The sequence below is a fragment of the Streptomyces sp. enrichment culture genome, assembly GCF_964273255.1.
In the GTDB taxonomy this organism is placed as follows: Bacteria; Actinomycetota; Actinomycetes; order Streptomycetales; family Streptomycetaceae; genus Streptomyces.
In genome coordinates this window covers 817,325-839,442 of sequence record NZ_OZ186835.1, presented here as the reverse complement: position 1 = coordinate 839,442, position 22,118 = coordinate 817,325, and the positions used below count along the sequence as shown (strand labels likewise).

The window sequence follows — 22,118 nt, the reverse complement described above, 5'->3', positions numbered from 1 at the left end:
CCTTTCACGGTTCGCGGGCAGGGTCGAGCGGCCCGTGCCCGGGCAGGAGGTATGGAGGGTCACCGAACCGCTCTGCGCGAAGGACCGTTCGCGGCGGTGGTGTCGCGGCCGATCATACGTCTTCGGCGGCCGCAAACGTGCAACGTCTGTGTCACGGACCCGGCGGACGCCCGTGCCGGGCGCGCCCCGTGGCGGAACCCGCCGGTCAGCGCCGTCACGCCGGACACGTCACTCTTGTCCCGCGCAAACGGATGTGATCTCGTGGGGGAGACCGCGGGTGCAGGGGGAGGGCCGGGGGAACCGGCCGAGGGGGGAGCACGGGTGACGTCGGCCGACGGCGGCGGGGGACGGGTGTGGGCCATCAGTGACCTGCACATCGGGTACGCGGAGAACCGCGCGCTGGTGGAGGGGATGCGTCCGGCCTCGGACGAGGACTGGCTGCTCGTGGCCGGGGACGTGGCGGAGACCGTCGACGACATCGACTGGGCGCTCAGGACGCTCGCCGGCCGCTTCGCCAAGGTGGTGTGGGCGCCGGGCAACCACGAGTTGTGGACCCACCCGAGGGACCGGGTGACGCTGCGCGGTGTCGCCCGGTACGAGCATCTCGTCGACCGCTGCCGCGACATCGGCGTGCTGACGCCCGAGGACCCCTATCCGGTGTGGCGCGGCCCCGGCGGACCGGTCGCCGTCGCTCCGCTGTTCCTCCTGTACGACTACTCCTTCCTGCCGGCCGGCTGCACCACCAAGGCCGAGGGGCTGGCCTACGCGCACGGCACGGGTGTCGTCTGCACCGACGAGTTCCTGCTGCACCCCGACCCGTACGACGGGCGGGACGCGTGGTGCCGTGCGCGGGTCGCCGCGACGGAGCGCCGGCTGGCGGAGCTGCCCGCCCACCTGCCCGTGGTCCTGGTCAACCACTACCCGCTGCACCGGCACCCGACCGAGGTGCTGCGCCACCCGGAGTTCGCCCTGTGGTGCGGCACCACGCTGACGGACGACTGGCACCGCCGTTTCCCGGTGCACACCATGGTCTACGGCCACCTCCACATCCCCCGGAGCACGCGGCACGACGGCGTCCCCTTCGAGGAGGTGTCGGTGGGCTATCCCCGGGAGTGGCGCACCCGTGACCGGCCACCGGGCCGGCTCCGGGCGATCGTCCCCGCGGCGGAGGACGACCGGTGATCGCGGACCTGCTGCCGCCCGCCGTGGCCGCCGAGGAGGCCTACGGCGAGGAGGGCGCCGACGCCCCGCTGTACCCGCAGGAGGCCGCCTGTGTCGCGCGCGCGGTCGACAAGCGGCGCCGGGAGTTCACCGCCGTACGGCACTGTGCCCGCCGCGCCATGGAACGGCTGGGGGTGCCCGCGCAGCCCGTGGTGCCGGGCGAGCGGGGCGCCCCGCGCTGGCCCTCCGGACTGACCGGGAGCATGACCCACTGTGCGGGGTACTGCGCCGCGGCCCTGGTGCGGGTCGGCGACCTGGCGTCCGTCGGTATCGACGCCGAGGTGCACGGGCCGCTGCCCGAGGGGGTGCTGCCTTCGGTGTCCCTGCCGCAGGAGGCGGAACGGATCGGCCGGCTCGGCCGCGACCTTCCCGGAGTGCACTGGGACCGGCTGCTGTTCAGCGCGAAGGAGTCCGTCTACAAGGCGTGGTTCCCGCTCACCGGCGCATGGCTCGACTTCACGGAGGCCGACATCGAGCTGTTCCCGGACGCCGACGCGCACACCCGCGGCGGCTTCCGGGCCGAACTGCTCGTCCCCGGCCCTCGGGTGGGCGAGCGCACCGTGGGGTGCTTCGAGGGGCGCTGGACGACCGGCCGCGGTCTGGTCGCCACGGCGGTGACCGTGCCGCACGGCTGATGCCGGACGGGCCGCGGGCCCCTGAGCCGGCGTGGGACTGGGCCGCCGTGCTGTCGTGCTGTCGCGCTGTCGCGCTGCGAGCAGCCCGGCCGCCGAGCAGCCTTGCGGTGGAGCCGCCGGGCGTCGCTCGTCGATGGTGGGGACCGTGCGGGGCTCCGGCGACGGACCGGGGCCGCGTCGTGACCCCGGCACCGGGGCGGCGGCCGGAGCGGGAGCTTCGCACCGCGGCGGGCAGGAGGGCCGCGCACCGTGCGGAGCAGCCCGTCCCCGGAGGCGCCGCACCGGGACGGGGACGGGGATCACGGTTCGGGGCACCACTCCCGCAGCATCCGGAAGAACTCCTCCTCGTTGCCGCTCAGTCCGGCCCCCGCGAGCGCGGTCTCGGCCTCCGCCAGCACGGACGGCGGGACGACGGGAGGTCGTGCCGGGTCGGTCGGTCCGGTCCGCGTGTCGAGGGTGGCGCGCACCGTGTGCAGCAGGCGCAGATAGGCCTGGACGGCGGTGCGCTCGCGGTCGGTCAGTACGGCGGTCGGCATCGCTCGGCTCTCCCCGTGTCGTGATCGTCGGTCCGGCGCTCCGCACAGCGGTAGCGCCCCTCCAGCTTGCCGCCCACCACTGACAATCGGGCGGCGCCGCACGTCGATTCGCCCACCCGGCGGAGACCGTCGCCTCCCGGACAGCGGGCGTCGGGGGCTCACACGCCGGAGTGCACGGCCGCTCACGCCCCCGGGCCGCCGCCTCGCCGCACGCGCCCGGCAGCGTGGCCAGGGGACGTGCGAGCAGGGCGCGTTCCGCACCGCCGGCCGGGGCACGGAGCTGTCCGGACCCCGGCGCCGCGAGTCGGCCGGAGCCCGGAGCCGAGGCGGTCGGTCGGCCGGAGGGGCCAGCGTCTCAGCCCTGCGGTCCCAGATACCCCAGGGACGCCTCGATGCGGCCCGCCAGGTGATCCCGCTGCACCGGGCCGCGCAGCGACGAACCCGCCAGCCACGTACGGCACTTGCTGGCCAGGAGCAGGCCGAACGCCTCCGCCTCCTTCTCGTCGGCCAGATCGAAGCGGGTCCGGGCGGCGACCCGCACCACCGCGGCCCGGAGGGCGTCCTCGTCCGGGTCCTCGCCGAGCAGCCGGGTCGCGACCTCGGCGCCCGCCACAGGGTGCCCGCAGTGCCCGGCCTTCATGTGCCACAGCTCGTGGCCCAGGATCACCAACTGGTGTGCCGGCGCGGTGCGTTCCTCGATCACCACGAGGTCCCGGTCCGCCAGGTCGAGCCACAGCCCGCTGGCGGTGCCGGGCGGGAACGCGGCCGTGCGGAACTGCACGGGGCGTCCGCGACGCCGGCTCATCGCCGTGCACAGCGCGCCGTAGAGGTCGGCGGGCCGCGCCGGGACGGGAAGCGTCAGCTCCGCGACCAACTCGCCGCACAGGCGGCGCATTTCCCTACCGATGCCCACAGTTCTCCCCAGATCACGACTCGGGTCGCTTGACGCTTTCCAGGAGCATGTCCAGCCACTCGGCGACCTTGTCCCGGTGCTGGTCGGTGGGCAGTTGCGCGGCCCGCCACGCGATCCCGCGCACGCCGTGGTCCTGCAACAGCCGCTCCAGCGGGTCGTCGTCGGCGGCGGCCGACTCGCGCTCCCGGTCGGCCAGCTTCTGGAGCAGTTCCTGCTCGGTGTGCTGCAGGGCGCCCGCCAGCGCCTCGGGGTCCTCCGCCGTGAGGAACCCGGCGTGCACCCGGAAGAACCGCTGGATGGCGTCGCAGTGCTCCATGGTGGGGCGCCGGTCCCCGTTGATCAGGGCGCCGGCCTGCTGCCGCGACATGCCGGCGCCGTCGGCGATCTCCTGCTGGGTGTACTTCCGGCCGTTCGGCTTGAGCCGGGTGCGGCGCAGCAGGTCCAGCCGCTGCAGGAACCGCGCCTGCACGTCGCGCTCCCCGGCCGGCCGGCCGCTCAGCAGGGCTCTGACCACGGACTCCGGTACTCCGGAGGCGATGGACAGCCTGCCGGTGTCGAAGACCTCGGCGTGGGGAACGCCGAGCCGGTCGGCGAGTGCGGCGACGCGGGCGACGACGGCCGGCAGCGCGGTCGTCGGCGCGGTGTCCGGACCCTCGAAGCCACCCGTCACCGGCAGATCTCCTACGTCTCTCACAGGCTTCTCACAACCCGTCGCCGTGAACTTCACGGAGACTAGCCGGTGCTTCGAACTCACATCCAGGTCTCGCCACAACTGTGGCCAATTTCAGCCGTCAACGGGCATGGAATGCCACGATAGTTGACACGCTCGGGCGGCGGGCAGCAGGATCGGGGCGCCGCGTCAGGGCCGCACAGGCAAGAGGGGTGACCTCCCGATGGCACATCAGGCAGCAGGAGGGCAGCGGCAGGCACCGCGGCTCGTCCCCGACACGTCCGAGGCACGCGCCTACCTGGCGGACTACGCCGCCTACCTGGAGACAGTCCCCTTCCCGTCCCTCGTGGTCGACCGGCGGTGGGACGTGCTCCTGGCCAACGGCCCCTTCCGGTCGCTCTTCCGGCAGGTCGAGCCGCATCCGACCGCCATGCCCGACGACAACTTCCTCCGCTTCGTGCTCTTCCATCCGGACGCCGGCACGGTCCTGGGCGAGCACGAGGCGAGCTGGTGCCTGCCGATGCTGGCCCACTTCGCCCGGACCGTCGAGCACTGCGCCCCCGACGCGGGCCTCCAGGCCATCCGCCGCGACATCGCGGAGGACCCGATCATGGAGGTCGCCTACCGGCACGGCGTGCCGCACTGGCTGCGGGTGGTGGGCGAGGGGGCCGCCGAGCACGACGGGGCGGTGCGTCCGCTGATCCACCCCGACCCGCGCTGGGGCGCCACCGACTGCCGCATCGTCGTCGAGACGACACCGACCCTTGAGGAACTGGGCTGCACCCGGCTCACCCTGGTCCTGCGGGACGCGCGCCGCCCGGCCGCCCCCGTGACAGGACGCGGTGCGCGGCGCGGCGCCGCCCACCTGAGGGTCGTGCCCACCGCCGACTGAATCCGGCGTCTCGCTGCGGGCCGAACTTCACGTCCCCGCGTCCCCGCGTCCCCGCGTCCCCGCGTCCCCGCGTTCCCGCGTCTCCGTGCCGCCGCGTCTCCGCGCCGCCGTGCCTTCGTTTCTCCGCGGCTCGTCGGTCGGCTGGACGCTGCGGCTCCCCGCCGGCGGACGGCCGTGTCCTCCGCCGCCCGCCCGGTGAGTGCGACGGGGCGCGTGCCGAGACGTCGGACGGCGGTCTCCCTGTCCCCTCATTTCTCCATGTAGGATATGGAGAAATTGCGGAGGAGGCCGCCGTGACCTACGTGATCGCACAGCCCTGCGTCGACGTGAAGGACAAGGCGTGCGTCGAGGAATGCCCCGTCGACTGCATCTACGAGGGCAGGCGCTCCCTCTACATCCACCCCGACGAATGCGTCGACTGCGGGGCCTGCGAGCCCGTCTGCCCGGTCGAAGCGATCTTCTACGAGGACGACACTCCGGCCGAGTGGAAGGACTACCACCGGGCCAACGTCGAGTTCTTCGACGAACTCGGGTCGCCCGGCGGGGCGTCGAGCCTGGGCCTCATCGAACGCGACCACCCGCTGATCGCCGCCCTGCCGCCGCAGAACGGGCAGGGGTGAGCCGTCGTGACCCCTGAGCGGGCGGACGGACGGGCGGCTCCCCGCCGCCGGGCCCTGCTGGAGGTGCTGCGCGAGGCCGACGGACCCCTCGGTGTCGGCGAGATCGCCCGGCGCATGGGGATCCACACCAACACGGTCCGCCTCCACCTGGACGCCCTCGTGGCCGACGGGGCGGTGGAAGGGACCGTGGAACCCGCGTCCGGACGGGGGCGCCCCCGTACCGTCTACGCGCCCCGCCGCGGCATGGACCGGGGAGGGCGGCGCGAGTACCTGCTGCTGGCCCGGATCCTCCTCAGCCGCCTGGCCGCGGACGAGGCGGGAGCAGCGTCGGCCGCCGTGGAGGCGGGCCGGGCCTGGGGTGGTCACCTGGTGCCCTCCGCCCCGCCCTACCGTGCCGTGGACGCCCGTGAGGCCGTCGACCGCCTCACCGCCCTCCTCGCCGACCTCGGCTTCGACCCGGCGCCCGGCAGCGCCGCACCGGACCACCGGCCCGCCGACGCCTCCGCCGACGGGCCGGGACCCGACCGGGTCCTGCTGCGGCACTGCCCCTTCCTGGAGCTGGCCGAGGAGTACGGGGACGTCGTCTGCCCGCTCCATCTCGGCCTGATGCAGGGCGCGTTGGAGCAGCAGCGGGCGCCGGTGGCGGCCGTCCGGCTGGAGCCGTTCGCGGCACCGGACCTCTGCGTCGCCCACCTCGCACCCGCCCCCCAGAGCAGGGCTGTCGGATAGACCAGGGCTGTCGGACCGTCGGACAACCGAAGGAGCGGTACGGACGTGAACACCACATCAGCGGCGGTGGCCGGAGCCGCCGTCTTCGTCTGGCTCGGCATGGTGCTGGCCATCTCCTTCCTGGAGGCGCCGCTGAAGTTCCGCGCCCCCGGGGTGACCATCCCGCTCGGGCTCGGCATCGGCCGGATCGTGTTCCGTGCCCTCAACCTCGCCGAGGCCGTCCTCGCGGTCGTCGTCCTGGCGGCCGTGGCGGCAGGGGGCCCGGGGGCCGCCGTGGTCGTGGCGACAGCCGCGGCGGTGGCGGTCCTGGCGGTGCAGCTCGGCATCGTGCGGCCGCGGCTCAACCGCCGCTCCGACCGGGTGCTCGCCGGCGAGCAGGTGCCCCGGTCCTCCGCGCACTGGTACTACGTGGGGCTCGAAGTCATCAAGACGGTGGTGCTCCTCGTCCTCGGCGTCCTCCTGCTGAGCGTCTGAGTCCGCCGGCCGCCGCGGGCGCGCGGCACCCCCGTCCACGGGTCCCGCCCCGCCGTCCGGCCGGGCCGGGGCCCGTTGCCGTCGTCGCATCCGTCCGGCGGGTGCCTCACCCCGTGGCACGGGTGCCCCCGGCGGGGCGGGCCCCCTGCCCGGTACGGCCGCGTACCGATACGCGAGCGTTCCGGTACACTTGCGTTTCGATGGTGCGAACCGGGCTTCGGGCCCGGTATCCGCATCCGTGCACGGACCGGTGCACAGGAGGACGAACAGACGGAACGACAGGCACACGACCGGGACACACGTCACCCGAGGTCGGGCCGGAGGAGCCGAACCCATGACGCCGCAGGCAGCACCTCCCGCGGAACCGGCCGGTGCTGCCCGACGCTCCAAGATCACGCCCGAACGGGAGCAGGAGTTCTTCGACGCCGTGCTGGAGGAGATCCGGCAGTCCGGCTACGACGCGGTGACCATGGAGGGCATCGCGGCGAGCACCCGGTGCAGCAAGGCCACGCTCTACCGTCAGTGGGGGACGAAGCCCCAGTTCGTCGCCGCCGCTCTGCGCTCCAGCCCGCGGGCGCGGTTGGCCGGTATCGACACGGGGACGCTCGCCGGTGACCTGCGTGAGGCAGCGCGGCTGACCGGTGAGTGGTCCACACGGGACACTCCGCTGCTCCAGGCGCTCGCCCACGCGGTCACCCGGGACCGGGAGCTCGCCCAGGCGCTGCGCGAGGCCCTGGTCGACCCGGAGGTCGCCGCGCTGGAGGAGATCCTGCGCCGCGGCGTCGAGCGGGGCGAGGTCGAGGTCGGCCATCCGGCCCTGGCCCACGTCCCGGCGCAGATCTTCGGAGTGCTGAGGGGCCGGCCCCTGCTCGAGGGCCGGAACGCCGACCCGGAGTACCTGCTCGCGTTCGTGGAGGCATCCGTCCTGCCGGTCCTGGGCCTCACCTAGACCCGGGGCGCCGTCATCGGGATGACCGGACGGCGCCCCGACCGCGCCGCACCGTGGGGACGGGGGCGGCGCGCACCCCCCGGCCGGGTGGGGTGCCCTTTGAGCGGAAGGGCGCCCCACCCGGCCGTCGTACGCCGGGGACGTACGGGGTCAGACGTCCCGGCCCGTTCCGCCGCCGCCCTTCGCCGCCTCGATGCCCCGGGTGATCTCGTCCATGACGGTCAGTTTCTGGTCGGTGTCCACCCCGGCCCGCACCAGGACGATCTGCCGGGGCTGCGCGGGGGAGGGGAAGGCCAGCGACTGGACGTATCCGTCGGACCCCTTGCTGGTGACCGCCTTCCAGCGCACCAGATAGCCCTTCTGCCCGGCCACGGTGACCGCCTTCGACTCGAGCACGTCGTGCGAGGTGATCTTCCCGTACGACGATCCGCCGTAGGACTCCTCGGCGTTCACCGCGATGTCGGCCTTGGCGACCTCCTCCGCCGTGGAGCCCCGGGTGCCGAGGGCCACGGCGGGAGCCGAGTAGGCGCCGCCCTTGACGCAGGTCTTGGAGGTGTCGCCGGGACAGTCGTAGGAGTCCTTCGACGACACCTGGGCGCCCGCGCCCAACTCCTGGCCGTACCAGCCGTCGGGTATGGGCAGGCTGATGCCGCTCAGCGCGTCGGTGACCGAACCGCTCTCGATGCGGGGCGGCTCGCCCCCGTCCGGGCCCGGCCCCTCCCCGTCGGAGCCGCCCGACCCGCCGTCCTCCTCCCGGTCGCCCGGCGCACGCTCCCGGTCTCCGGGGCCCTGCGACGTCGTCGGGCCGCCGCGCCCGTCGTCGTCGGTGAGCACCCACACACCGACGCCGATGCTCGCCAGCAACGCCACCGCCGCGGCCACGGCTATGCCGATCCGCAGGCCCCGCCCACGGCGGGGCGGCGGCGCGACCGGGTACGCCGGGTAGCCCGGATGCACCGGATAGGGCGCGGCCACCGGCGCGGGCGGCCCTGCGACGGGTCCGCCCGCCGGGCCCGGCCCCGCGGTCGGCGGCGTCGACGGTGCCGCAGCCGGGGCCGACGGGGTCGGCGGGGCCCAGCCGCCGGCCTGCTCCGCCGGGCGGACCCGGTCCGTCCAGGCACTGCCGTCCCACCAGCGTTCGGTGGATGGTCCGTCTTGCGTCTGCCCGGGGTCGGGATACCAGCCGGGGGGAGTCACCTGCGTCATGCCCCCACCGTATGAGGCGTCGGTGAAAGCGGGATGAGAGACGTCCGCCGGGGAGGCTCCCAGGGCCCCTGCTCCGCCGGGGGACGTCGCCGCCCTTCGGCCCTGCGCCGGCCGTTCCTCGGCCGTTCCTCGCCCATGCCCCGGCCGTTCCTCGGCCCTGGGCCTGGTGTCTCTCAGTCCTCCGTCCGGCGTCTCTCGGCCGTCCGTCGGTCGTCCCTTGTCCGCCGTCCTTCGTCCCTCCTCCGTCCGCCCGGCCCGTCCCTCACCCGACAGCGCACTCTCGGGTCACCGTCCCCGTCACCGCCCCGCCGGCGTCCCCTCCCGTCCCCGTCATCGTCCCCGTCCCCGCACGCGTTCCCTCCCGTTCTGCCGTCCGTCCCGACGGCCCAGCGCAGCGCCCGGCCACGCTCCTGCCGCTCCCGGTCCCGCGCCCCGGCCCCACCCTGCCCGGCACCCCACGGCCATCCGTCGGCCCGCGCGGCCCGAGTCGCCCGAGCGACCGCGTGCCCCACCCCCGCTCGTCGCGGAACGCCACGCCACGCCCCGGCCCGGCGCGGGGGCGACGCACCCCGACACGCCGGGTCGGACAGCCGGGCGGCGGGGAGGGCGGCGCCCGGCGTACGGGACGTTCCGCGCGCGCCCGTGACCGGGTGCCCGCGGTCGCGGGCGCTCGCCCCGGTGCCGGTCGGTCGGCCCCCGCCCGCGCGAATCTGTCGGATCGTCACCTTCCGTCCCCTTGACAGACGTTGACCCGATGAGCCGCTGGTGGCGGGCCCGGAGCGTCGACCCCCGTACCCGGAGTCACCCGTCACGGCAACACGTGCCCGGTCCCGCCTCCGTTACGGCGACCGGCCCGCTACGCTCGAGTTGCGTACGTCGTTCGGGCGACTTGGGGAGGTAGCGGGATGACGGAGGTACGGCGGACGGCCGCCGCCTCGGCGTCCCTGTGGGAGCGCGACGAGGAAGTCGCCGCTCTCGCGGAGGCGGTCGACACCCTGTGCGCGGACCGCTCCTCGTCCGGCAGTCTGCTCGTGCTCCGGGGTGAGGCCGGCCTGGGCAAGACGGCCCTGCTGGCGGAGACCCGGCGCATCGCCGAGCAGCGCGGCTGCACGGTGTGGTCCGCCCGCGGCGGCGAGACGCTGCGGTCGGTCCCCTTCAACGTGGTGCGCCAGCTCCTCCAGCCCGCCCTGGTGTCGATGCTGCCGGAGGAGGCGCGGGAGTACCTCGGCGACTGGTACGACATCGCGGGCCCCGCCCTCGGCATAGCGGAGCCCGGTGAGGGCCACGCCGATCCGCAGAGCGTCTGCGACGGACTGGTCGCCGTGGTGAGCCGGCTGGCCCGGCGGGACTGGCCGCTGGTGCTCCTGATCGACGACGCGCACTGGGCCGACCAGGAGACGCTGCACTGGCTCGCCGCGTTCGCCGAACGCCTCTCGGACCTGTCCGTGCTGGTCGTCGTCGCCCGCAGGCCCGGTGAGATCTCCGGCGTGGCGGCCCGCCACCTGGACGCGGTCGCCGCCGCGGCCGACCGCCCCACCACCGTCCTCAGCGCCCTCACTCCCGCCGCCGCGGCGGGGCTGACCCGCGCCACCCTGGGCGAGACCGCCGACGCCGCCTTCTGCCGCGAGGTGTGGGCCGTCACCGGCGGCAACCCCTACGAGACCGTCGAACTCCTCGCCAAGGTGCAGGACAGCGAACTGGACCCGGTCGAGAGCCACGCCGGCGAGCTGCGCGACCTCAACCGGTCCGCCCGCGGCGGGGGCCTCGTCGCCCGCCTGGAGCAGCTCGGCATCGATGTCACCCGGTTCGCCTGGGCGGCCGCCATCCTGGGCACCGACATCACCGTCGACCTGGTGGCCCGCCTCGCCACCCTCGACCACGACGACGCGGTCCGCTCCGCCGAACGGCTGCGCGCCGCCCGCATCCTGACCACGCCCGATCCGGCGACCGGCCGCTGCGGACCCGCCGACCTCGAATTCGTCCACCCGCTGATCGCCACCGCCGTCTACAACTCGATCCCGGACGCGCTGCGGCGCGCGATGCACGGCATCGCCGCCCGCCTCGTCACCGACTCCGCGCTCGGCGCGGCGGCCGCCGCCCGCCACCTGCTGGAGGTGCACCCGGACGACGACGAGGAACTGGTCGCGCAACTGCGGGAGGCCGCCCGCGAACACCTCGCCGTGGGCGCTCCCGACGCCGCCCGCCGCTGCCTGGAACGCGCGCTGGAGGAACCGCCGCGCCCCGAGGTGCACGCGAGCGTGCTCTACGAGCTGGGCCGCGCCACGTTCCTGACCGCGCCCGCGCGCACCATCGGCCACCTGCGCACCGCGCTCGGCATGACCGGGCTCGACGACGACCAGCGGGTGGACGCCGTGGTCCGCCTCTCCCAGGCGCTGCTCCACAACGACCAGATGGAGGAGGCCGTCCGCACCGTCGAGGCGGAGGCCGCCCGGATGGAGCCGGGCCCCGCCCGGATGCGGCTGCAGGCCGTGCAGTTCATGTGGGAGGGCCTCCACGCCGGGGAGACCACCTCACCCGACCGCTCGGAGCGGCTGGCCGAACTCGCCGCCACCTGCACCGGCCGGGACAACTCCGAACGCGCGCTGCTCATCCTGCGCGGTTTCGACGCCATGATGCGCGGCGAGAACGCCGAGGAGATCCTGGAACTCGTCGACCGGGCCCTCGTCAACGGCCGTCTCGCACCCGGCATGGGCTGGACCGACTCGGAATGGGGCGTCGAACTGCTCCTGATGCTGGCCGGTGTCTACGCCTACACCGACCGCCTCGACCGTGCCGAGAGCATGTACAACGAGGCCCTGCGCTCCTACGAGTCGGCCGGCTGGAGCGGCGGCCACCTCGCCCTCGCGCACGCGTACGTGGGGCTCGGGCACCGCAGGCGGGGCCGTCTGGAAGCCGCGGAGGCGTCCCTCCGCGCGGCCCTGCGCATCGCCGAACGCGTGGGCCGCGGACTGCCCCTGTACTGGACGGCGACCTGCAATCTCATCGACACGCTCCTCGCCCGGGGCCATGTCGAGGAGGCGCAGCAGGTCGCCGAGCGGCACGGCTTCGCCCCGCCCTACCCGTCCACCATCGCGCTGCCCGACCCGCGCTCCGTGCGCGGGCGCCTGCTCCTGGCGCTGGGCCGCACGAAGGAGGGCGTCAACGAACTGGACGCCGCCGGGAAGGCCGCCACCGCCCGCGGCCACCACAATCCCGTGCACGTGTTCTGGGCCGCCGACCTCGCCCGCGCCCTGGCCACCGAGGACCCGGCCCGCGCCGCCCGGCTCGCGGTGGACCTCCGCCGCCGTGCCGAACGGTTCGGCACCGACACCGCGATAGGGGAGGCCCTGCGGGTGGCCGCCGCCCTGGAGACGGGACAGCGCGCGGTACGACTCGCCGGGCAGGCCGTCGCCTACCTGGAGTCCTCCCCCTGCCAGTACGAACACGCCGCGGCCCGCATCGAGTTCGGTGCCCTGGCCCGATCGGAGGCCGACCTCGCCCGGGGCCTGTCCCTGGCGCGCTCCTGCGGCGCGGACGGCCTGACCGCCCGCGCGGAGGCCGAACTGCGCACCGTGGCCGCCCGGGTGCCCTCCGGCTGAGGCGAACGGCAAACCGGGGCCGGAGAACGACACGTGACGTGCTTCAGGCGCCGTCCGGCTCCTCGGCCAGCACCCGCTGGGCGGTGGCGAACGCCGCGTTGGCCGCCGGCACCCCGCAGTAGACCGCGGTCTGCAACAGCACCGCGCCGATCTCCTCGGGCGTCAGCCCGTTGCGCCGGGCCGCCCGGACGTGCAGGGCCAGCTCCTCGTGGTGGCCGTGGGCGACCAGCGCGGTGAGGGTGATCATGCTGCGTTCGCGGCGGGTGAGCGCCGGGTCGGTCCAGATCTCGCCCCAGGCGTAGCGGGAGACGAAGTCCTGGAAGCGGGCCGTGAACGGCGTCTGGCGCGCCTGTGCCCGGTCCACGTGCGCGTCGCCCAGCACTTCGCGCCGCACGTCCATGCCCCGGCCGGCATCGCCGGTGAGGTGGGTGCGCAGAGCCGTGAGCACCGCCTCCGGACGTTCGGCCGGGGCGAGGTGGGAGGCGCCGGGGAGCTCCACCAGGGTCGCCTCGGGCACCGCGTCCGCGATCTGGCGCAGGTGGGCCGGCGGGGTCGCCGGGTCCTGCCGGCCCGCGATCAGCAGGGTCGGCACGGTGATGGAGCCGAGGCGGTCCCGCAGGTCGAAGGCGGCCAGCGCGTCGCAGCACGCGGCATACGCCTCCGGGTCGGCCGCGCGGTGGTCCCGGACCAGGCCGGGGACCGTGAACCCGGGGGTGAACCAGCGGGCGTCGGCGCCGTCGGCGAGTTCGTCCAGCCCGTCGCGCCGGACCAGGGCCGCCCGCTCCCGCCACGGCCGGGCGCCGCCGAAGCAGGCCGAGGAGCAGATCACGGCGAGCGTCGTCAGCCGCTCGGGGTGGTGCACCGCCAGGTGCAGTCCCACCGCCCCGCCGAGCGAGACACCCGCGTACCCGAACCGCTCGATGCCGAGCGCGTCGGCGAGCGCCAGGACCAGCCCGGCGAGGTCGCCGACGGTCGCGCCGGGACCGATCAGCTCCGCCGCCGAACCGCCGTGCCCGGGCAGGTCCCAGCGCACCACCCGTCGGAAGGCGGCCAGTTCGGGCGCCACCCGGTCCCACAGCGCGTACGAGGTGCCGAGGGAGGGGCCGAGCAGCAGCGGGGGCGCCGAGGCGGGGCCCTCGGCACGGTGGTGGAGCAGGGGGCCTCTCACGCGCGCTCCAGGGCCTGGTCGGTGAGGACGCCGGCCGCGCCGGCGGCGTCCTCGGGGTCGGTGGCGCCGGACAGGTCGACGCCCGTCAGCTCGGGCTCCTCGGCGAGGAGTTCACCGAGGTCACGGCCCTCTTCGTGGACGCGTCGGGCCAGCCGCGTCAGCAGGTCCCGCGCACGGGCCCGGCCCAGCACCGGCGTCAGCCGGGCGGCCAGCTGCTCGGAGGTGATCAGTCCCCGGGTGCGGCGGAGGTTCCGGCGCATGGCCTCCGGGTGGATCCGCAGGCCCTCGGTGAGCTCGGCGGCGTCCCGGGCGGCGCCCCCGGTGAGCCGCAACAGGTCCCGGAGCGGCTCCCATTCGGCGTGCCAGGCGCCGGCCGGCCGCTCGTCCTCGGCGGCCAGCGACGCGTACAGCGTGGCCGCGAGCTGCGGTGCACGCCGGGCCGCAGCCGCGATCAGCGTGGCGCGCACCGGGTTCGCCTTGTGCGGCATCGCGGACGATCCGCCGCCGCTGCCCTCGGAGACCTCCGCGATCTCCGTGCGGGACAGGGTGAGCACGTCCGCCGCCAGCTTGCCCAGCGCCCCGGCCGTGAACGCCAGACAGCCCGCCAGGTCGGCGACCGGGGTGCGCAGCGTGTGCCACGGCAGGGCGGGGGCCCGCAGCCCCAGTTCGCGGGCGTAGGCGGCGGGCAGGTCGGCCGCGTTCCGCACCCCGAACGCCGTGAAGGCGGCCAGGGTCCCCGCCGCGCCGCCGAGTTGGGCGGGCAGGGAGTCGCGGGCGGCAGTCACCCGGTCCCGGGCGTCGAGCACCAGTGAGCGCCAGCCGGCGGCCTTGAGGCCGAACGTGGTCGGCACGGCGTGCTGGGTGAGGGTGCGGCCCGGCAGCACGGTGTCCCGGTGCTCGACCGCCAGCCGGGCCAGCGCCCGCTGAGTGCGCCCCAGGTCGTCCAGCACCGGGCCCAGGGTGCGGTGCGCGACCAGCATCATCGCCGTGTCCATGATGTCCTGACTGGTGGCGCCCCGGTGCACCTGCGGACCGTGCTCCCGGCCGACGGCCCGGGTCAGGTCCGCGACCAGGGGGATCACCGGGTTGCCGCCGCTGCGGGCCCGTTCGGCGAGCGACACGGGGTCGAAGCCGCCGGTGTCGGCCGCCGCCCGGGTCACCGCCGCCGCGGCCCCCGCCGGGGCCAGGCCCAGCGCCGCGTGTGCCCGGGTCAGGGCCGCCTCGGCGTCGAGCAGCGCCCGCAGGAACGCGTCGTCACCGGTCGCGGCGGCGGCCGGCGAGCCGGCCCACCCCGGGCCGAGCAGACCCGTACCGGACGCGGCACCGGATGCGCTTGATGTCACGGGAACTCCAGGAAGACCGTCTCGCCCTCGCCCTGAAGGCGGATGTCGAAACGGTACGTGCCGTGGCCCTCGTCCACCGCGATCAGCGTGTCGCGGCGGTCCGCGTCGAGCCGGGACAGCAGCGGGTCGGCGGCGAGCGCGGCCGGGTCGCCGGGCAGGTGGATGCGGGTGAACAGGTGGACCAGCAGGCCGCGCGCGAACACGCAGACGCTCAGGTACGGCGCGTTCCGGCCGCGGGCGCCGGGGCGCAGGGTCCGGACGTACCAGTGGCCGTCCGCGTCCGTCTGGATGCGGCCGAAACCCGTGAACTCCACGCCGTTGCGGCCCAGATGGCCGCCGCTCGCCGGGTCCCTGCGCATCGAGCCGTCGACGGCGGGGAGCACGCCGTCCGGGTCCGGGCCCCACACCTCCAGCAGGGCGTCCGGCACGGGCCGGCCCGCGCCGTCGTAGACGTACCCGTGCACGGTGACCGTGTCGGGGTGCCCGAGCGGGGCGACGTCCTCGCCGCCGCGGAAGGGCAGCGCGTAACCGTAGAACGGGCCGACGGTGTGCGACGGGGTGGGCGGCACGGTCCCCTCGCCGCCGTGGTCGTTCCGCGTCATGGCCGGTGTCCTTCCTCGGTCCAGGTGGCCCGGGGCCCGTCGAGCACGATGTCCCAGCGGTAGCCCAGGGAGAACTCCGGTACGGACAGGTCGTGGTCGTAGGCCGCGACCAGCCGCTGCCGGGCCGCGTCGTCCGGCACCGACTGCAGGATCGGGTCGTACGGGAAGAGCGGGTCGTGGGGGAAGTACATCTGTGTCACCAGCCGCTGGGTGAACGCGGTGCCGAACACGGAGAAGTGGATGTGCGCCGGCCGCCAGGCGTTGAGGTGGTTGCGCCACGGGTAGGGGCCGGGCCGGATGGTGGTGAACCGGTAGCTCCCGTCCGCGCCGGTGAGGGTGCGGCCCACCCCGGTGAAGTGGGGGTCCAGCGGGGCGTCGTGCTGCTCGCGCCGATGGGCGTACCGGCCGGCGGCGTTGGCCTGCCAGATCTCGACGAGCTGGCCGGCCACGGGGCGTCCGTCACGGTCCAGCAGGCGCCCGGAGACGGTGATGCGCTCCCCCACGGGCTCCCCGGTGTGCTGCACGGTGAGGTCGTTGTCGTGCTCGGTGACGTCCCGTTCGCCGAAGGCGGGGGAGGACAGCTCGACGAGTTCCGGGTCCCGGGCCGCGTCGATCGTGACCGGGGGCCGCAGCGGATGGCGCAGGGCCGAGGAACGGTAGGGGGCGTAGTCCCGGCGGGGATGGTGTTCGACGGGCGCGCCGCCGGCGATCCGCTGCTGATGGGCGGCGCGTTCGGCCGCGATCTCCCGGTCGATGTCGGCCTGGGTGAGGGTGTCGGTCATGGGCGGGGTCTCCCTGCGTCGGTCGGGCCGGTCGGCCGAGGCCGGGCGTCGGGCGGGGCGATCCGGTCGGGTGAGGTCTGTTCGGTCCGTTCGGTCCGTCCGGTCCGCGTGGCGGGTGCATCGGCAGGGGTGCACGGACGGGGCGCGTGCGGCCCATGCACCGCGGAAGTCCTCAGTGCACTGAGCATCTCGGCTGTCGGATACGCTGCCATCCGGATGAGCGGAGCGTCAAGGCCCGTGTCATGTACGGGGAAGGGCGTCGGCCCTGACCGCGACGGGAACGGGATCCACCCGTGGGGTTATCGTTCCGTGTACAGATGATTTCCCGTCAACCGGACCGTGGGAGCGCGCATGGCGGCCGTGGACCTCGCCACTCATCCCGGGCACCTGGCCCGGCGGCTCCAGCAGGCGCACCACCTGCTGTGGACCACCATGGTCTCGGAGAAGATCACCTCGCCGCAGTACGCGGTCCTCAACGCCCTCGTCGCCGAACCCGGCCTGGATCAGCGCACCGTGGGGGAGCGGGTGGGGCTCGACCGGTCGACCATCGCCGACGTGGTCGCCCGCCTCATGCGGCGCGGACTGCTCGGCAAGGACCGCGACCCGCTGGACGGCCGCCGCTTCCTGCTGCGCCCGACCGGGGACGGTGAACGCGTCCACCGCGCACTGACCGTGCGCGCCGCCCGGATGAACCACGTCTTCCTGGCGCCCCTCGACGCCGCCGAGCAGGCGCTCTTCCTCGACCTGGCCCGGCGGGTCGCCGATGCCGCCGAGCGCCTGCGCCACCCGGACGGCCCTGGCGGTACGGACGGCACGGCCGGCACCGACGGCGATGCCGGCGGCCCGGGTGCCGGGGACCCTGCCGACGGCCGGGTCGGCGGCGACGCCCCTTCCGCGTCCGGTGGCGGCCGAGGCGGGCCCGCCAAGGCCGCCGCGGATCACGGCGCCTCGGCGTACACCACCCAGACCTGACCCCGCGCGAAGTTCACCGGCTCGCCCCCGTCGGTGGTGAACGTCGTGCCGTCCTCGGCGTCCGGACGGGTCCAGCCGACGTCGTGGGCCCGTCCGTCGCGCAGCACCGTGGCCCGGCCGGAGCCGGTGGTCTCGGTGTAGGGCGTGTTGTTGCCGAGGAAGTCGCGGTAGTCCGACGGCCGGACCGTCACGTACTGCACCACGACGGTCGCCGGGGCCAGCGGCCTGCCCTGTGCGGTGGTCGCCGGGGCGCCGTCCATGGCGACCAGCCAGCCGTCGCGGGCGGCGGACCAGGTGAAGGTGAAGCGGGCCGCCGGATAGGACACCGTCCGGGTCCGCACGGGTTCGCCGCCGGCGGGGGGCGGGCCCTGACGGAAGCCGGTGGTCAGGGCGTCCGGCCCGGGCTCCTCGGGCAGCAGACGTGCCGGCCGCAGGTAGAGGTTGTGCGGGGCGGCCCGGTCGGTGCGGCGGACGTACACCCCGGAGGCCGACTCCGGCGTCAGGGGGGTGAGCGGCGCGCTCTCGATCACCGGCAGCAGTTTGCTCTGCGCCCCCGAGAAGGCCAGGACCGGCTGCTCGAACTGACGCAGCAGCTCCAGGTCGGACTCCCGGGCGCTGCGCACCGGGCCGACGGACTCGGGGACGCGTGAGGCGTACACCGCCATCAGCCGGCTCAGCCCGCCCTCCACCTGCTCGACGTACACCACGTCGGCGTCCTCCAGGCCCGTGTGGGGCCGGGCCGTACGGGCGTTGTCGATCTTCACGGCGAGGACCGGGGGGCCGTCCTCGCCGGTCACCGGCGGCTGCTGGGCCGGGCTGCTCCGCGCGCCGCGGCCGTCGTCGGCGGGCGCGCCGCCGGTGCCCGTGCAGCCGGCCGCCAGCCCGGCCGCGGCCAGCACGGCCACCAGGGCCCTGGCGGTCGTCCCGCGCAGTCCGCGCCCTGTGCGCCGTCCGGGGCGCGCACCACCGCGTGCGCCCTCCCGCGCGCTCCCTCGTGAGCTGCTTCGTGTGCTCCCGCTCGTGCTCACCGTGGCCACCCTGCCTGCCCGAATCCGTCGATGTCTCAATTGTGCGCTTTTCTGATCGTCGGGTGTCCTACCCGATCAGGAGCGGTCCGGCGCGCCGCTTCCGCCGATCGGCGCAGCGCTCCGCGGTTCGGTGCGGACCCGCTCGGGTACCCGGGCGCCACCGCACGCGGGACACACCGGTACCGACGGAAGGAGCGGGCGGCCATGAAGGCAGTCACCTGGCAGGGAAAGCGGGACGTACGGGTGGAGACCGTGCCCGACCCCCGGATCGAGGAGCCCACCGACGCCGTCATCCGCGTCACCTCGTCCGGGCTGTGCGGCTCCGACCTGCACCTCTACGAGGTGTTGACCCCGTTCATGACCCCGGGCGACATCCTCGGCCACGAACCGATGGGCATCGTCGAGGAGGTCGGGGCCGCCGTGCCGGACCTCCAGGTCGGGGACCGCGTGGTGGTCCCGTTCCAGATCGCCTGCGGCAACTGCTGGATGTGCCTCACCGGCCTGCCCACCCAGTGCGAGACCACCCAGGTCGGCGCCGAAGGCATGGGCGCCGCCCTGTTCGGCTACACCCGGCTGTACGGCGCCGTGCCGGGTGCCCAGGCCGAGTACCTGCGCGTCCCGCAGGCCCAGTACGGCCCCATCAAGGTGCCGGAGGGCCCTGCCGACGACCGTTTCCTCTACCTCTCCGACGTGCTGCCCACCGCCTGGCAGGCGGTCGCGTACGCCGGTGTGCCCAAGGGCGGCAGCGTGGCGGTCCTGGGCCTGGGCCCGATCGGGGACATGGCCTGCCGGATCGCCATGCTCCAGGGCGCCGGCCGGGTCTTCGGCGTGGACCTCGTCCCCGAGCGGCTGCGCCGGGCGCGGGAGCGCGGCGTGGAGACCTTCGACCTGCGCTCCTTCGACGACGAGAAGGAACTCGTCGCCGCCGTCCGCGACCGGACCGACGGCCGCGGCCCGGACGCCGTGATCGACGCCGTCGGCACCGAGGCGCACGGCAGCGGCGTCGCCCGGCTGGTGCAGAACGCCTCGGCGATGCTGCCCCGCAAGCTGAGCGGGCCGATGGCGGAACGCTTCAGCGTCGACCGGCTCGCCGCCCTCTACACCGCCATCGACATGGTCCGGCGCGGCGGCACGATCTCGCTGTCCGGCGTCTACGGCGGCATGGCCGACCCGATGCCGATGCTCACCCTCTTCGACAAGCAGATCCAGCTGCGCATGGGGCAGGCCAACGTGCGCCGCTGGTCCGACGAGATCATCCCGTACCTCACCGACGAGGACCCCCTCGGTGTCGACGACTTCGCCACCCACCACGTCCCGCTGACCGATGCGCCCCACGCCTACGACATGTTCCAGCGCAAGCAGGACGGAGCCGTCAAGGTCGTCATGCAGCCCTGAGCCGCCGCCCCCGGCCGGTGCGCCACCCCGCTGGGGCACCGGATCCCGGCCCGCCCCGGTGAACGAAGCGGGCGTCACGCCGGGCGTGACGCCCGCTTCGGGCTGCCTGCCGCGCCCGCCGGACGTCGGCCCGCGAACCCGCCCGGGTCGACCGGACCGCACTTCCACCCCTTCCCCGCCTGCCTCACCCTCGCCTGCTCCTGACTCACCCCCCGCCCAGGATCTCCCCGAGGTCGTAGCGCACCGGCTCCTCCAGCTGGGCGTAGGTGCAGCTGAGGGGGTCGCGGTCGGGGCGCCAGCGGCGGAAGCGGGCCGTGTGCCGGAACCGCTGACCGTTCTCCATGTGGTCGTAGGCCACTTCGGCAACCCGGTCCGGCCGCACAGGCACCCAGGACAAGTCCTTCTTGCCCGACCAGCGGCTCGGCGCGCCCGGCAGCCGCGCCGTCTCGTGCGCCGCCTCCTCGGCCCACGCCGCCCACGGATGACCCGACACGTCGTCCATCCGCAGCGGCTCCAGCTCCTCCACCAGCTCCGCGCGGCGCTTCATGGTGAAGGCCGCCGACACCCCCACGTGCTGCAGGACCCCCTGGTCGTCGTACAGCCCGAGCAGCAGGGACCCCACCACCGGCCCGCTCTTGTGCAGGCGGTAGCCCGCCACCACCACGTCCGCCGTGCGCTCGTGCTTGATCTTGAACATCGCCCGCTCGTCCTGGCGGTACCGCAGGTCCAGTGGCTTGGCGATCACCCCGTCCAGGCCCGCCCCCTCGTACTGCTCGAACCACCCGCGGGCCACCTCGACGTCCGTGGTCGCCGGCGCCACGTGCACCGGGGGCGTCACCCCGTCCAGCGCCCGGGTCAGCAGGGCCCGGCGGTCGGAGAGGGGGACGTCCAGCAGCGACTCGTCGTCCAGGGCCAGCACGTCGAAGGCGACGAACGAGGCGGGGGTGCGCTCGGCCAGGGTGCGCACCCGCGAGTCCGCGGGGTGGATCCGCTCGGTCAGCGCGTCGAAGTCGAGCCGCTCGCCGCGCGCGACCACGATCTCCCCGTCCAGCACGCACCGCCGGGGCAACCGCTCCCGCACGGCCGCCACCACCTCGGGGAAGTACCTGGTCAGAGGCTTGCCCGTGCGGCTGCCCAGCTCCACCTCGTCACCGTCGCGGAACACGATCGCCCGGAACCCGTCCCACTTCGCCTCGTACTGCATGCCCGGCGGGATCTTCGCCACGGACTTGGCGAGCATCGGCTTCACGGGCGGCATCACGGGAAGATCCATGCCTCGATTCTGCGGCTTGTGTCCCGTTGTCGCCCGGTGTGCGAGGTGTGCATGCTGCCCTTACCGTGGCTCGCATGGCGGAAGCGGTGGAACTGGACGTGGCCGGCCGGACCGTACGGGTGTCCAGCCCGGACAAGATCTTCTTCCCTGAGCCGGGCTACACCAAGCTGGACGTGGCCCGCTACTACCAGGCGGTCGCCCCCGGACTGCTGCGCGCCCTGCGCGACCGTCCGACGACACTCCAGCGCTACCCGGACGGCATCACCGGCGAGTGGTTCTACCAGAAGCGCGCCCCCAAGGGGATGCCCGACTGGATCCCCACCGCGCACATCACCTTCCCCAGCGGCCGCAGCGCCGACGAGATGTGCCCCACCGAGGAGGGCGCCGTGGTCTGGGCGGCGCAGTACGGCACGCTCACCTTCCACCCCTGGCCGGTGCGGCGCGACGACGTGGACCACCCCGACGAACTGCGCATCGACCTCGACCCGCAGCCGGGCACCGACTACGACGACGCCGTCCGCGCCGCTCACGAACTGCGGTCCGTGCTGGAGGAGTTCGGCCTGCGCGGCTGGCCCAAGACCTCCGGCGGCCGGGGGCTGCACGTGTTCGTGCCGATCGAGCCGCGCTGGACCTTCACCCAGGTCCGCCGGGCCGCCATCGCGGTCGGCCGGGAGATGGAGCGCCGGATGCCGGAGCAGGTCACCATCAAGTGGTGGAAGGAGGAGCGCGGCGAGCGTATCTTCCTCGACTACAACCAGACCGCCCGCGACCGCACCATCGCCTCCGCCTATTCCGTGCGCCCCCGCCCGCACGCCCCCGTCTCGGCGCCGCTGCGATGGGAGGAGGTCGGCACCGCGCACCCGGAGGACTTCGACATCGTGACGATGCCCGCGCGCTTCGCCGAACTCGGCGACGTGCACGCGGACATGGACGACCACGCGTTCTCGCTGGAGCCCCTGCTCGAACTCGCCCGGCGCGACGAGCACGACCACGGGCTCGGCGACCTGCCGTACCCGCCGGAGTACCCGAAGATGCCCGGTGAGCCGAGCCGGGTCCAGCCGAGCCGGGCCAGGAAGCCGAAACCCACGGCGACCTGACGGCCGGCCCGGCC

Annotated in this window: 20 protein-coding genes and 1 pseudogene; 11 read left to right on the top strand and 10 right to left on the bottom strand. The window is 74.7% G+C overall.

Annotation, left to right across the window (positions count from 1 at the left end):
* Positions 1 to 321 precede the first annotated feature (321 nt).
* Entirely contained in the window at positions 322 to 1,182 is an 861-nt protein-coding gene (locus ACSU53_RS03730) for a metallophosphoesterase family protein (RefSeq protein WP_437024723.1), read from the top strand.
* On the top strand, positions 1,179 to 1,856 hold the full coding sequence (locus tag ACSU53_RS03725; RefSeq protein ID WP_437024722.1) for a 4'-phosphopantetheinyl transferase family protein: 678 nt from the start codon (positions 1,179 to 1,181) through the stop codon (positions 1,854 to 1,856). Before ACSU53_RS03730 ends, ACSU53_RS03725 begins: the two co-directional genes overlap by 4 nt.
* 299 nt (positions 1,857 to 2,155) lie before the next feature.
* Here the strand turns inward: ACSU53_RS03725 and ACSU53_RS03720 are convergent, their stop codons facing one another.
* From ACSU53_RS03720 to ACSU53_RS03710, 3 genes are all read right to left on the bottom strand, one after another.
* Positions 2,156 to 2,392, bottom strand: a complete 237-nt coding sequence (locus tag ACSU53_RS03720; RefSeq protein ID WP_437024721.1) for a hypothetical protein — start codon at positions 2,390 to 2,392, stop codon at positions 2,156 to 2,158.
* A gap of 355 nt (positions 2,393 to 2,747) precedes the next feature.
* Positions 2,748 to 3,287 (bottom strand): toxin-antitoxin system, toxin component, encoded by a 540-nt coding sequence (locus ACSU53_RS03715; RefSeq protein WP_437033012.1) that lies wholly within the window; start codon positions 3,285 to 3,287, stop codon positions 2,748 to 2,750.
* Positions 3,288 to 3,318: 31 nt separating this feature from the next.
* A complete protein-coding gene (locus ACSU53_RS03710) occupies positions 3,319 to 3,975 on the bottom strand; it encodes a helix-turn-helix domain-containing protein (protein WP_437024720.1) in 657 nt (218 codons plus the stop codon).
* A gap of 223 nt (positions 3,976 to 4,198) precedes the next feature.
* Here ACSU53_RS03710 and ACSU53_RS03705 point away from each other — a divergent pair, with 223 nt between their 5' ends.
* The 5 genes from ACSU53_RS03705 (at position 4,199) to ACSU53_RS03685 (ending at position 7,639) form a co-directional block, all read left to right on the top strand.
* Positions 4,199 to 4,867, top strand: a complete 669-nt coding sequence (locus ACSU53_RS03705) for an MmyB family transcriptional regulator (RefSeq protein WP_437024719.1) — start codon at positions 4,199 to 4,201, stop codon at positions 4,865 to 4,867.
* 293 nt (positions 4,868 to 5,160) lie between these two features.
* Entirely contained in the window at positions 5,161 to 5,487 is a 327-nt protein-coding gene (fdxA, locus tag ACSU53_RS03700) for a ferredoxin (protein WP_437024718.1), read from the top strand.
* A 6-nt stretch (positions 5,488 to 5,493) separates the two neighbouring features.
* On the top strand, positions 5,494 to 6,216 hold the full coding sequence (locus ACSU53_RS03695) for a helix-turn-helix transcriptional regulator (RefSeq protein ID WP_437024717.1): 723 nt from the start codon (positions 5,494 to 5,496) through the stop codon (positions 6,214 to 6,216).
* Positions 6,217 to 6,261: 45 nt separating this feature from the next.
* Entirely contained in the window at positions 6,262 to 6,690 is a 429-nt protein-coding gene (locus tag ACSU53_RS03690) for a hypothetical protein (protein ID WP_437024716.1), read from the top strand.
* Positions 6,691 to 7,024: 334 nt separating this feature from the next.
* On the top strand, positions 7,025 to 7,639 hold the full coding sequence (locus tag ACSU53_RS03685; protein WP_437024715.1) for a TetR/AcrR family transcriptional regulator: 615 nt from the start codon (positions 7,025 to 7,027) through the stop codon (positions 7,637 to 7,639).
* A gap of 150 nt (positions 7,640 to 7,789) precedes the next feature.
* On the opposite strand, the gene ACSU53_RS03680 is transcribed toward ACSU53_RS03685, so the two are convergent.
* On the bottom strand, positions 7,790 to 8,845 hold the full coding sequence (locus ACSU53_RS03680) for a DUF2510 domain-containing protein (protein WP_437024714.1): 1,056 nt from the start codon (positions 8,843 to 8,845) through the stop codon (positions 7,790 to 7,792).
* A gap of 905 nt (positions 8,846 to 9,750) precedes the next feature.
* Here ACSU53_RS03680 and ACSU53_RS03675 point away from each other — a divergent pair.
* Positions 9,751 to 12,444, top strand: coding sequence for an ATP-binding protein (locus ACSU53_RS03675; RefSeq protein WP_437024713.1), 2,694 nt, complete (start codon positions 9,751 to 9,753; stop codon positions 12,442 to 12,444).
* Between the two features lie 43 nt (positions 12,445 to 12,487).
* Here ACSU53_RS03675 and pcaDC read toward each other — a convergent pair whose 3' ends face one another.
* The 4 genes from pcaDC to pcaH are packed head-to-tail and all read right to left on the bottom strand — an operon-like array spanning position 12,488 to position 16,339.
* Positions 12,488 to 13,612 carry a bifunctional 3-oxoadipate enol-lactonase/4-carboxymuconolactone decarboxylase PcaDC gene (gene pcaDC, locus ACSU53_RS03670; protein WP_437024712.1) on the bottom strand — a complete coding sequence of 375 codons (1,125 nt, stop codon included), beginning with the start codon at positions 13,610 to 13,612 and terminating at the stop codon, positions 12,488 to 12,490.
* Positions 13,609 to 14,955 carry a 3-carboxy-cis,cis-muconate cycloisomerase gene (gene pcaB, locus ACSU53_RS03665; protein WP_437024711.1) on the bottom strand — a complete coding sequence of 449 codons (1,347 nt, stop codon included), beginning with the start codon at positions 14,953 to 14,955 and terminating at the stop codon, positions 13,609 to 13,611. Before pcaB ends, pcaDC begins: the two co-directional genes overlap by 4 nt.
* A complete protein-coding gene (gene pcaG, locus ACSU53_RS03660; protein ID WP_437024710.1) occupies positions 14,952 to 15,557 on the bottom strand; it encodes a protocatechuate 3,4-dioxygenase subunit alpha in 606 nt (201 codons plus the stop codon). The genes pcaB and pcaG overlap by 4 nt, the downstream gene beginning before the upstream one ends.
* Complete coding sequence (pcaH, locus tag ACSU53_RS03655; RefSeq protein ID WP_437024709.1) at positions 15,554 to 16,339, bottom strand: protocatechuate 3,4-dioxygenase subunit beta; 786 nt, start codon at positions 16,337 to 16,339, stop codon at positions 15,554 to 15,556. The genes pcaG and pcaH overlap by 4 nt, the downstream gene beginning before the upstream one ends.
* Before the next feature lie 351 nt (positions 16,340 to 16,690).
* On the opposite strand from pcaH, the pseudogene ACSU53_RS03650 reads away from it, so the two are divergent.
* A pseudogene (locus ACSU53_RS03650) lies at positions 16,691 to 17,137 on the top strand (MarR family winged helix-turn-helix transcriptional regulator); the annotation flags it as partial.
* Between the two features lie 140 nt (positions 17,138 to 17,277).
* On the opposite strand, the gene ACSU53_RS03645 reads toward ACSU53_RS03650, so the two are convergent.
* Entirely contained in the window at positions 17,278 to 18,216 is a 939-nt protein-coding gene (locus ACSU53_RS03645; protein ID WP_437024707.1) for a DUF3048 domain-containing protein, read from the bottom strand.
* Positions 18,217 to 18,543: 327 nt separating this feature from the next.
* Here ACSU53_RS03645 and ACSU53_RS03640 point away from each other — a divergent pair, with 327 nt between their 5' ends.
* Positions 18,544 to 19,734: a zinc-dependent alcohol dehydrogenase gene (locus ACSU53_RS03640; RefSeq protein WP_437024706.1), complete on the top strand. Its 1,191-nt coding sequence runs from the start codon at positions 18,544 to 18,546 to the stop codon at positions 19,732 to 19,734.
* Positions 19,735 to 19,939: 205 nt separating this feature from the next.
* Here ACSU53_RS03640 and ACSU53_RS03635 read toward each other — a convergent pair whose 3' ends face one another.
* The gene (locus tag ACSU53_RS03635; protein ID WP_437024705.1) at positions 19,940 to 21,007 is read right to left on the bottom strand and encodes an ATP-dependent DNA ligase; all 1,068 of its coding nucleotides are present in this window, start codon (positions 21,005 to 21,007) and stop codon (positions 19,940 to 19,942) included.
* Between the two features lie 74 nt (positions 21,008 to 21,081).
* Here ACSU53_RS03635 and ligD point away from each other — a divergent pair, with 74 nt between their 5' ends.
* The gene (ligD, locus tag ACSU53_RS03630; protein WP_437024704.1) at positions 21,082 to 22,104 is read left to right on the top strand and encodes a non-homologous end-joining DNA ligase; all 1,023 of its coding nucleotides are present in this window, start codon (positions 21,082 to 21,084) and stop codon (positions 22,102 to 22,104) included.
* Positions 22,105 to 22,118 lie beyond the last annotated feature (14 nt).

Excerpts from the sequence above, each read along its gene's own strand:
- ACSU53_RS03720 (WP_437024721.1), bottom strand. The coding sequence starts at position 2,392 with ATGCCGACCGCCGTACTGACCGACCGCGAGCGCACCGCCGTCCAGGCC.
- ACSU53_RS03635 (WP_437024705.1), bottom strand. The coding sequence starts at position 21,007 with ATGGATCTTCCCGTGATGCCGCCCGTGAAGCCGATGCTCGCCAAGTCC.
- ACSU53_RS03680 (WP_437024714.1), bottom strand. The coding sequence starts at position 8,845 with ATGACGCAGGTGACTCCCCCCGGCTGGTATCCCGACCCCGGGCAGACG.
- ACSU53_RS03685 (WP_437024715.1), top strand. The coding sequence starts at position 7,025 with ATGACGCCGCAGGCAGCACCTCCCGCGGAACCGGCCGGTGCTGCCCGA.
- pcaH (WP_437024709.1), bottom strand. The coding sequence starts at position 16,339 with ATGACCGACACCCTCACCCAGGCCGACATCGACCGGGAGATCGCGGCC.
- ACSU53_RS03715 (WP_437033012.1), bottom strand. The coding sequence starts at position 3,287 with ATGCGCCGCCTGTGCGGCGAGTTGGTCGCGGAGCTGACGCTTCCCGTC.
- ligD (WP_437024704.1), top strand. The coding sequence starts at position 21,082 with ATGGCGGAAGCGGTGGAACTGGACGTGGCCGGCCGGACCGTACGGGTG.
- ACSU53_RS03640 (WP_437024706.1), top strand. The coding sequence starts at position 18,544 with ATGAAGGCAGTCACCTGGCAGGGAAAGCGGGACGTACGGGTGGAGACC.
- ACSU53_RS03705 (WP_437024719.1), top strand. The coding sequence starts at position 4,199 with ATGGCACATCAGGCAGCAGGAGGGCAGCGGCAGGCACCGCGGCTCGTC.
- pcaG (WP_437024710.1), bottom strand. The coding sequence starts at position 15,557 with ATGACGCGGAACGACCACGGCGGCGAGGGGACCGTGCCGCCCACCCCG.
- ACSU53_RS03675 (WP_437024713.1), top strand. The coding sequence starts at position 9,751 with ATGACGGAGGTACGGCGGACGGCCGCCGCCTCGGCGTCCCTGTGGGAG.